The organism is Vibrio sp. 1978 (assembly GCF_033344345.1).
Genome location: NZ_JAWPOP010000149.1, coordinates 1 through 1,068, shown reverse-complemented (window position 1 = coordinate 1,068; position 1,068 = coordinate 1). Strand labels below are relative to the sequence as shown.

The following is a 1,068-nucleotide window of genomic DNA, read 5'->3' as shown; positions in this document are numbered from 1 at the left end:
GCTTTGATGAAAATTCAGAACATCCAAGTGTACACACACGATTCTATCGGTCTTGGCGAAGATGGCCCAACTCACCAACCTGTTGAGCAAATGGCGTCTCTACGTTTGACTCCAAACATGAACACATGGCGTCCATGTGACCAAGTTGAGTCTGCAGTTGCATGGAAACTAGCGATTGAACGTAAAGATGCACCGACAGCACTTATCTTCTCTCGTCAAAACCTAGCGCAACAACCACGTAGCGCTGAGCAAGTTGCAGACATCGCGAAAGGTGGCTACATCCTGAAAGACAGTGATGGCAAACCTGAGCTAATCCTAATCGCAACAGGTTCTGAAGTTGAGCTAGCAGTGAAAGCCGCTGAGCAACTAACAGCAGAAGGTAAGAAAGTACGCGTTGTTTCAATGCCATCAACAGATGCATTCGACAAACAAGACGCAGCTTACCGTGAAGCAGTTCTACCATCAGACGTAACAGCACGTATCGCTATTGAAGCGGGCATCGCAGACTTCTGGTACAAGTACGTTGGTTTCGACGGTCGCATCATCGGTATGACAACATTCGGTGAATCTGCACCTGCTGACCAGTTGTTCGAAATGTTTGGTTTCACTGTAGCAAATGTAGTGAACACCGCAAAAGAACTACTAGCGTAATCGAGACAGTTGTTTAAACCGGCTCTGTTGAGCGGTTGTGAGAAAAGGCCATCATGTTGATGGCCTTTTTATTTGTCTCAATATTTCCAATCTAGCGGAATACTTTGGTGAATATCTTCAAGCAGTACGGATAAGCGAAGAGGATGACGCCCTGCTGGTGTATAACAGTTGATCGTTATTGGCTCTGAAAGCCAGCCTTCAAGGCATGGGGTGATACGGCCGGGGTGATGTTTCTCATACCCTTGTGCAGTCCAAGTTGGCAAGAGACCAATGCCGTGTCCGTTGGCGATACTATCGATCTGCATAGCAATGTTGTCGCTATAGAGTCGGCTGACAAATGGTTCTAGAAAAAACTCCCCTTGTTCTGGGTGCGAGAGTAGCAAACCATTCTCTTGTATCGACCCAAAATCTATCCAC

At 46.8% G+C, this 1,068-nt stretch carries 1 protein-coding gene and 1 pseudogene; one reads left to right on the top strand and one right to left on the bottom strand.

The window, feature by feature from the left end; translation table 11 throughout:
* Positions 1 to 651: transketolase-like TK C-terminal-containing protein (locus tag R8N49_RS25130; protein ID WP_318190212.1), on the top strand; the 651-nt coding region annotated here is incomplete at its 5' end.
* Positions 652 to 728: 77 nt separating this feature from the next.
* On the opposite strand, the pseudogene R8N49_RS25125 reads toward R8N49_RS25130, so the two are convergent.
* Positions 729 to 1,068: pseudogene (locus R8N49_RS25125) on the bottom strand (LysR family transcriptional regulator); the annotation flags it as partial.